The organism is Stenotrophomonas sp. PS02289, assembly GCF_029960115.1.
GTDB lineage: Bacteria > Pseudomonadota > Gammaproteobacteria > Xanthomonadales > Xanthomonadaceae > Stenotrophomonas.
Map to the genome: position 1 here is coordinate 1 of NZ_JASCOZ010000224.1, position 5,430 is coordinate 5,430.

Genomic DNA, 5,430 nt, shown 5'->3' on the forward strand with positions numbered 1-5,430 from the left:
ACGCAGGGCGTGGCTCTACGGGGCGGTTGCATGGGTGCGAAAAGCAGAAGCCCCGCTTTCGCGGGGCTTCTGTTGCCGGCCAACGGCCGGCACTACCGGTTCAGGTGGATCCGCCGTAATCGGGATGGATCAGGCGAACGGGTCCTGCAGGACCATGGTGTGGTCGCGGTCCGGGCCGGTGGAAACAATGCTGATCGGGCAGCCGGCCAGCTCTTCCAGCGAACGCAGGTAGGCACGGGCGGCCGCCGGCAGTTCGTCCCAGTTGGTGATGCCGTGGGTGTTTTCGCTCCAGCCCGGGAACTCCAGGTAGACCGGGGTGCAGTCTTCCCAGCCCTGTGCGTCCAGCGGGGCGTACTCGGTGCGCTTGCCGTTGTATTCGTAGGCAATGCAGACCTTCAGCTTTTCCATGCCGTCCAGCACGTCGAGCTTGGTGATGCACAGGCCGCTGATGCCGTTGATGGCGACAGCGCGCTTCAGCGCGACGATGTCCATCCAGCCGCAACGACGCGGACGGCCGGTGGAGGCACCGTACTCGGCACCGCGGTCGCGGATGCCCTGGCCGATTTCATCGTCCAGCTCGGTCGGGAACGGACCGCCGCCGACGCGGGTGGCGTACGCCTTGGCGATGCCCAGCACGTAGTCGATCGAATCCGCGCCGACGCCGGTGCCAGCCAGCGCACCGCCGACGGTGGTGTTGGAGCTGGTGACGTACGGGTAGGTGCCGTGGTCGATGTCCAGCAGTGCGCCCTGCGCGCCTTCGAACAGCACGCGCTTACCCTGCTTGCGCAGGTCGTGCAGGATGCCGGCCACGTCGGACTTCATCGGCTGCACGTACTCGCCGAAGGCCAGCGCTTCGTCGTAGGTCTTCTGGAAGTCGACCGCTTCGGTGCCCAGGTACTTGGTCAGCACGAAGTTGTGGTAATCCAGCGCGGTGCGCAGCAGTTCTTCCAGCTGCTTGGGGTAATGCAGGTCGGCGATGCGGATGCCGCGACGCGCAACCTTGTCTTCGTAGGCCGGGCCGATGCCACGACCGGTGGTGCCGATGGCCTTGCCGCCGGCAGCGCGTTCGCGCGCCTGGTCCAGGGCAATGTGGTACGGCATGATCAGCGGAGCGGCCGGGGAGATCTTCAGGCGCGAACGCACTTCCACGCCCGAGGCTTCCAGCTCGGCGATTTCCTTCTGCAGGGCCGCCGGGGAAATCACCACGCCGTTGCCGATCAGGCACAGCGCGTCGTCACGCAGGATGCCCGACGGGATCAGGTGCAGGACGGTCTTCTTGCCATTGATCACCAGGGTGTGACCGGCATTGTGGCCGCCCTGGAAACGCACTACGGCACCGATTTCCTCGGTGAGCAGATCGACGATCTTGCCCTTGCCTTCATCGCCCCACTGGGCACCCAACACTACGACAGACTGACCCATGACGGGCTCCTCGAATTGTTGCGGCCATCGGGGCCGCGAGAGAGTAGACCGTGACCGTGCCAGCCAGCGCGTGAAGGCGGCTCCAACGGGGAGCGGCCGGCGATGGGAGGCCCAGACACAGAAAAAGCCGAACGGGAGGGCCCGTCCGGCTTTTGTGCATTATCCGGGTTTCCGGGGTCCACCGCCACCCCGGGGGGCGGCGGCTTCATCGGCCGGTCAGCGGTCGCTCTTGAGGTACTGCAGGAACGGGTCGTTCTTGTCCAGCACGATCACGCCGTTACCGTCGGTCATGGAGCCACGGTAGGCCTCCAGGCTGCGGTAGAAGGCATAGAACGAGGGGTCGGCATTGCCGGCCTTGCCGTAGATGCGGGCGGCTTCGGCATCGCCGGCACCGCGCAGCTGCTGGGCATCGCGTTCAGCTTCGGCCACGATCACGGTCGCTTCGCGGTCGGCCTGGGCGCGGATGGTCAGCGACTGCTCCTCACCCTCGGCGCGCAGCTTGGCGGCTTCCTGCTTGCGCTGGGCGCGCATGCGCTCATACACGTCGCTGATCACCTGGCTGTCGGTCGGCAGGTCGATCTGCTTGATGCGCAGGTCGACGATTTCCATGCCCAGGCCCTTCACCGCTTCATTGATGCCGGTCAGCTGGTTGGCGATCAGCTCGCTGCGGTCGCCGGAAACCAGCTGCTGCAGGGTGCGCGAGTTGATCTGGTTACGCAGCGAGTCGGTGATGATCGGTGCCAGACGCTGGTTGGCCAGCTTCGCGTCGCCACCGGTGGCACGGTAGTAGGCGCGGGTGTCCTTGATGTAACCGATGGCGAAGAAGTCGACGCTGACGTCCTTCTGCTCGGCGGTGAAATAACGCGCCGGGGCGGTGTCGAGCACCTGGAAGCGGCGGTCGAACACGCGCACGGTTTCCACCAGCGGCAGCTTGAAGTGCAGGCCGGGCTTCACATCGGCGCGCACCACCTTGCCCAGGTTCAGGACCATGGCGGTCTGGTCCTCACGGACCACGTACACCGACCCCAGCAGGGCCAGCAGGGCGGCCACGGCCAGGCCAATCCACAGGGGACTCTTCATCGGTTGGCTCCTTCACGACCGGTCGGTCGCGTGGTCGGGCGTTCGGTGTTGCGCACGCCGCCGTCAACCGGCGTGCTGGCCGGCAGCGACGGCATCATCACCTCGGAGGTGATGCCCGGCAGCGTGGGGCTGGCGGGGGCGGCCGGGGCGCGGTTGTCGGGCATCGGCACGTAGATCAGCTGGCGACCATCGCCGCCGATGACCTTGCGGTTCTCCGACAGCACCTGCTGCACGGTTTCCAGCCACAGACGCTTGCGGGTGACTTCCGGGGCGTCCTTGTATTGGACTTGCAGCTGGGTGAAGCGCTCGGCGTCACCGGTGGCCTTGGCCACGGCGGCCTGCTTGTAGCCTTCGGCGGTGGTACGGGCGCGCGAGGCCTGACCACGTGCTTCCGGCACGATCTTGGCGGCGTAAGCCTGGGCTTCGTTGATCAGACGTTCCTTGACCTGCTGGGCGGCGTTGACGTCGTCGAAGGCCGGCTTGACCTCTTCCGGCGGACGCGCGTCAGGCAGGGTCAGGCCGGTGACGCTCAGGCCGGTGCGGTAGCTCTTCAGCGAGGCCTGCAGGCGCTCTTCCGCCGCAGACGCCAGCGGGCCGCGATTGTTGAGCACGGTGTTGAGGTCGGCACGGCCGACCTGTTCACGCACGGCGCTCTGCGCGGACTGCTCCAGCATCTGGTCGGCGTCGAGGGTGCCGAACAGGTACAGCTGCGGGTCGTCCACGCGGTACTGCACGTTCAGCGAGACCCGCACGATGTTTTCATCGCGGGTCAGCACCGGCACGTCGCTGCTGAAGGTCTTGATCTGGGTCGCGTTGACCTTGGTGACCGACTCGATCGGCCACGGCAGCTTGAAGTTCGGGCCGGGCTGCAGGATGCGCGAGAACTGGCCGAAGCGCAGGACCACGCCGCGCTGCTGTTCGCCGATCAGCTGGAAGCTGGAGAACAGCACCAGCAGCACCACTGCCACGGCCACCCAACGCAGGATGCCCCCATCGAACAGGTCTTTGAGCGGGCCGGGCAAACCGCCCCAGCCGCCACCACCGCCACCGCCGCCGCGCGGGCCAAACGGGCCGCGTCGATTCTCGTCGGGGCCTTGTCCGCCCTTGTTGCCGCCGGGTGTATTCCAGGCCATGCACGCTCCATCAGTAATAGGTTGCCTGCGGGCCACTCCCGCACCGTCAACCGGTCATCGCGACCCGATTCTACAAGATGGGGCGAACCGGCAGGATTGGAAGGGGCGGACTGGCTGAAAGGGCGATTCATCAGCGGGTCGGACTGGGACCGGCGTCGTGCCCCGGCCGGACCAGACGGGGTAAGGTGAGGACCCCTGCCCTCCCATCTGGCCCATTGATGACGCTTCCAGCCACATTCAACGCCTTCCGCATCCACCAGGACGACAACGGCCACCGCAGCGGCATGGAGTCGATCGGCCTGGACCAGCTCAATCCGGGCGAGGTGGTGATCCGCGCGCAGTGGTCGTCGGTGAACTACAAAGACGCCTTGGCCGGTACCGGCAAAGGCCGCATCCTGCGCCGTTTTCCGCTGGTGGGCGGGATCGACGTGGCCGGCACCGTGGTGGCCTCCACCGACCCGGCATGGCGCGAAGGTGACGCCGTGCTGGCGACCGGCTGCGGGCTCAGCGAGACCCGGGACGGTGGCTACAGCCAGTATGTGCGGCTGGAATCCAGCGCGGTGATCGGCCTGCCGGCCGGGCTGAGCCCCCGCGAGGCGATGATCATCGGCACCGCCGGCTTCACTGCCGCGCTGGCCCTGCTGCGCATGGTCGACAACCGGCAGACCCCCGCCCACGGCCCATTGGCGGTCACCGGAGCCACCGGTGGCGTCGGTGCGCTGGCGGTGGACATCTTCAGCCAGGCCGGCTTTGAGGTGCATGCGATCAGCGGTAAGGCCGACCAGGCCGGCTTCCTGCGCGAACTCGGCGCGACCGAGGTGCTTCCGCGCGAGGTACTGTCCACCACCCGGCCGATGGAATCGGCACGCTTCGGCGGTGGCCTGGACAACGCGGGCGGTCCGATGCTGGCCAGCCTGCTGGCCCAGACCGTGCCCTATGGCAGCGTGGTCAGTGCCGGGTTGGCGGCCAGTCCCGCGCTGGACATGACGGTGATGCCTTTCATCATTCGTGGCGTCTCGCTGCTGGGGGTTTCTTCCTCTTCGGCACCGCGCGAACTGCGCGAACAGGTCTGGCACCGGCTGGGCGGCGAATGGAAGCCGCGCCATCTCGCCGCGATCTGTACACGCGAAATCACCCTGGACGCATTGCCGGACGTATTCGAACACATGCTGGCGGGCCATTCACTGGGCCGCACGGTGGTACGAATCGACTGAACGTTGCAGCGGGGCGACGGACGGCGCGCCCGGTGCTTCACCCTGACACAGGCCGGGCCTACACTGCTGGCATTACCTGGGGAACAACATGGCACGCATTCTGATCGTCGACGATTCACCGTCGCAGCAGCTGGGCATCCGACGCATCGTCGAAAGGCTGGGGCATGAGATCCTGACCGCCGACGACGGCGCGGCGGGCGTGGAAGTGGCCAAGGCCGAACTGCCCGACCTGGTGCTGATGGACGTGGTGATGCCCAACCTCAACGGTTTCCAGGCCACCCGCACGCTGGCACGTGAAGCCACGACCAAGCACATTCCCGTGATCCTGGTGACCACCAAGGACCAGGACACCGACCGCATGTGGGGCATGCGCCAGGGCGCGAAGGCCTACATCACCAAGCCGTTCTCGGAAAGCGAGCTGTCCGAGGTGCTGGAGCGCGTGTTCAACAGCAAGGAATCGCCGGCGGGTTGATCCGGCGGATTTCCGCGTGCCGACCAACGGTCGGCACCCACCGGTAGGTACCGACCGTTGGTCGGTACGCAAACGTCACACGGTTTCGCCGAAGGCCTTGGCCAGATTC

5 protein-coding genes are annotated in these 5,430 nt (G+C 66.7%); 2 read left to right on the forward strand and 3 right to left on the reverse strand.

Translation table 11 applies throughout. The annotated features are described in order from the left end of the window. Positions 1 to 129 precede the first annotated feature (129 nt). The 3 genes from QMX83_RS19710 to hflK all read right to left on the reverse strand — a co-directional run bounded on the left by QMX83_RS19710 (position 130) and on the right by hflK (position 3,635). Complete coding sequence (locus QMX83_RS19710) at positions 130 to 1,422, reverse strand: adenylosuccinate synthase (RefSeq protein WP_282298342.1); 1,293 nt, start codon at positions 1,420 to 1,422, stop codon at positions 130 to 132. A 216-nt stretch (positions 1,423 to 1,638) separates the two neighbouring features. Continuing rightward, entirely contained in the window at positions 1,639 to 2,502 is an 864-nt protein-coding gene (locus QMX83_RS19715; protein ID WP_282298343.1) for a protease modulator HflC, read from the reverse strand. Continuing rightward, complete coding sequence (gene hflK, locus QMX83_RS19720; protein WP_282298344.1) at positions 2,499 to 3,635, reverse strand: FtsH protease activity modulator HflK; 1,137 nt, start codon at positions 3,633 to 3,635, stop codon at positions 2,499 to 2,501. The genes QMX83_RS19715 and hflK overlap by 4 nt, the downstream gene beginning before the upstream one ends. 218 nt (positions 3,636 to 3,853) lie before the next feature. On the opposite strand from hflK, the gene QMX83_RS19725 reads away from it, so the two are divergent. Both QMX83_RS19725 and pilH read left to right on the forward strand, forming a co-directional pair. After that, positions 3,854 to 4,849: a YhdH/YhfP family quinone oxidoreductase gene (locus QMX83_RS19725; RefSeq protein ID WP_282298345.1), complete on the forward strand. Its 996-nt coding sequence runs from the start codon at positions 3,854 to 3,856 to the stop codon at positions 4,847 to 4,849. Between the two features lie 88 nt (positions 4,850 to 4,937). Beyond that, positions 4,938 to 5,321, forward strand: a complete 384-nt coding sequence (gene pilH, locus QMX83_RS19730) for a twitching motility response regulator PilH (protein WP_282298346.1) — start codon at positions 4,938 to 4,940, stop codon at positions 5,319 to 5,321. Positions 5,322 to 5,430: the final 109 nt, after the last annotated feature.

What these genes read in the sequence shown, in the direction of transcription:
- QMX83_RS19710 (WP_282298342.1), bottom strand. Translation starts at nt 1,422, where the DNA reads ATGGGTCAGTCTGTCGTAGTGTTGGGTGCCCAGTGGGGCGATGAAGGC.
- QMX83_RS19715 (WP_282298343.1), bottom strand. Translation starts at nt 2,502, where the DNA reads ATGAAGAGTCCCCTGTGGATTGGCCTGGCCGTGGCCGCCCTGCTGGCC.
- hflK (WP_282298344.1), bottom strand. Translation starts at nt 3,635, where the DNA reads ATGGCCTGGAATACACCCGGCGGCAACAAGGGCGGACAAGGCCCCGAC.
- QMX83_RS19725 (WP_282298345.1), top strand. Translation starts at nt 3,854, where the DNA reads ATGACGCTTCCAGCCACATTCAACGCCTTCCGCATCCACCAGGACGAC.
- pilH (WP_282298346.1), top strand. Translation starts at nt 4,938, where the DNA reads ATGGCACGCATTCTGATCGTCGACGATTCACCGTCGCAGCAGCTGGGC.